The 2,227-nt window shown below is 69.6% G+C and carries 2 protein-coding genes; both read left to right on the top strand.

Going from position 1 to position 2,227, the window contains the following annotated elements; all coding sequences use genetic code 11:
- Positions 1–1,137: iron ABC transporter permease (locus tag BIS11_RS15710; RefSeq protein WP_253586505.1), on the top strand; the 1,137-nt coding region annotated here is incomplete at its 5' end.
- Entirely contained in the window at positions 1,125–2,168 is a 1,044-nt protein-coding gene (locus BIS11_RS15705; protein WP_253426680.1) for an ABC transporter ATP-binding protein, read from the top strand. The genes BIS11_RS15710 and BIS11_RS15705, both read left to right, overlap by 13 nt.
- Positions 2,169–2,227 lie beyond the last annotated feature (59 nt).

Raw genomic sequence — 2,227 nt, 5'->3', positions numbered from 1 at the left:
CAGGTGTGGGGCCATATCATACTGCCGGTCACGCGGGGCGGGCTGGTGGCCGGGGCGGCGATGGCGTTCATCTCGAGTCTCGGCAACTTCGGCATTCCCGCCATGCTCGGCATTCCCGCCGGGGTTTACGTGCTGCCCACGCTGATCTACCAGCGCATGGCGAGCTTCGGCACCGGGGTGCTGCCGGAGATGGCGTCGCTGTCGCTGTTGATCGGTGTCATCGCCCTTCTCGGCGTGGCGCTTCAGCAGCGCGCCCTGGGGCGCAGCCGCTTCGGGCTCACCGGCCACAGCGGCCGCGCCCACGACTTCACCCTGGGGCGCTTGCAGGTGCCCGTCACGGCGCTGCTGGCAATGGTGCTGGCAGCGATTCTGATCGCCCCGCTCGCCGCGCTGGTGGTCAGCTCGCTGGTGCCCGCCATGGGCGTGCCGCTCAACGCCACGACCGCCACGCTTGCCGCGTTTGAAGAGGTGTTGAGCCGCCAGGGCACCACCTGGCGGGCGGTGAGCAACAGCCTGTGGCTCGCCGGCGGCGCCTCGCTCGTGTTGATGGCGGCGAGCCTGCCGCTCGCCTACCGGCTCCAGCGCCTGCCGCCCAGGCTTCAGAATCTGGCCCTCGGGGCGGTGGAGCTGCCCTATGCGCTACCCGGGGTGGTGCTCGCCATCGCCTGCATCCTGCTCTTCGTGCGCCCGCTTCCGCTCATCGACGTGGCGCTCTACGGCACGCTCACGCTGATCTTCATCGCCTACCTGGCGCGCTTTCTGGTGGTCTGCCTGAAGCCGGTCGCGGCGAGCCTTGCCCAGCTCGACCCGTCTCTCGAGGAGGCCGCGCAGCTCGCCGGCGCAGGGCCCTGGCGGCGGCTAGCGACCATCGTGCTGCCGCTGGTGGCACCGGCGCTGTTCGCCGGGGGGCTTCTGGTGTTTCTGCTCGCGGTCAACGAGCTGACGGTCTCGGCGCTTTTGTGGAGCGCCGGCAACGAGACCCTCGGCGTTCTGATCTTCAACCTGGACGAGGGTGGCGAGAGCGTGCTGGCCTCGGCGGTATCGGTACTGGTGGTGGCGATGGTCGCCGCGCTGATGCTCGCCTTGAGCCTGCTGGCGCCTCGCCTGCCTAGAGGAGTCGTGCCATGGCAGCGCTGAGTATCGAAGGCGTGAGCAAGTTCTTCGGCGAGCACGCCGCCGTCGATGGGCTCTCGCTCACCGTGGAGCCCGGCGAGTTCGTGGCGCTTCTCGGCCCCAGCGGCTGCGGCAAGACCACCATGCTGCGCCTGCTGGCGGGCTTCGAGGAAATCTCCCACGGCGAGATCCGCCTTGGTGAGACGCTGCTGGCGGGCCCCGGGCACCACCTGCCGCCGGAGCAGCGCCACATGGCGATGGTGTTTCAATCCTACGCGCTGTGGCCGCACATGAGCGTGGCGGACAACGTCGGCTACCCCTTGAAGCTAAGAAAGGTGCGCGGTGCAGCCTACCGCGAGCGCGTTCAGCGGGCGCTGTCGCTGGTCGCACTCGAGGCGTACGCCGACCGCACGCCCCAGGCACTTTCCGGTGGCCAGCGCCAGCGGGTAGCGCTGGCGCGCTGCCTGGTCACGGATCCTGCGGTGGTACTGCTCGACGAGCCGCTGGCGAACCTGGACCGCCACCTGCGCGCCGCCATGGAGCAGAGCTTTCACGACTTTCATCGCCGCACCGAGGCCACCATGGTCTACGTGACCCACGACCAGAGCGAGGCGATGGCGCTGGCGGATCGCATCGCGGTGATGCGCGACGGCCGCCTGGTTCAGTGGGCCACGCCCGAGACCCTCTACCGCGAACCTAAAAGCCAGTGGGTCGCGGGCTTCATCGGTCAGGGCAGCGAGCTTCACATCGCCGCCGGCGCCCCGGGCCAGCGCCTTGGCGAGGCCGCGCTGATGCAGGGTCTGAACGCCCCGCTTGCATCGCGTACCCAGCCGGTGCTGGTGCGCCCGGAGCACGTTCGTGTGCGCGCCGAGACGCCTACCGCCCAACATCTCACCGCCCGCGTCGAACACCAGACCTTTCGCGGCGAGCGCTTCGAGCTGCACCTGCGCCTCGCCGATGGCACTGCGCTGATGGCCTATCACCCGCACGCGCTCGACGCTGGCCAGACGGTCGCGCTGACGCTGAGCGAAGGCTGGTGCCTGGAGCGCGACTAGCGCCCGTCACACCGGCGCTGCCACACAAGCAAAGCGATCGGCGCCAGCGACACCGGCAG

This window comes from Halomonas sp. 707D4, assembly GCF_024158685.1.
Taxonomy (GTDB): Bacteria; Pseudomonadota; Gammaproteobacteria; order Pseudomonadales; family Halomonadaceae; genus Vreelandella.
Note: the sequence above shows the minus strand (reverse complement) of the source record. Positions and strands in the feature narration are given on the sequence as shown.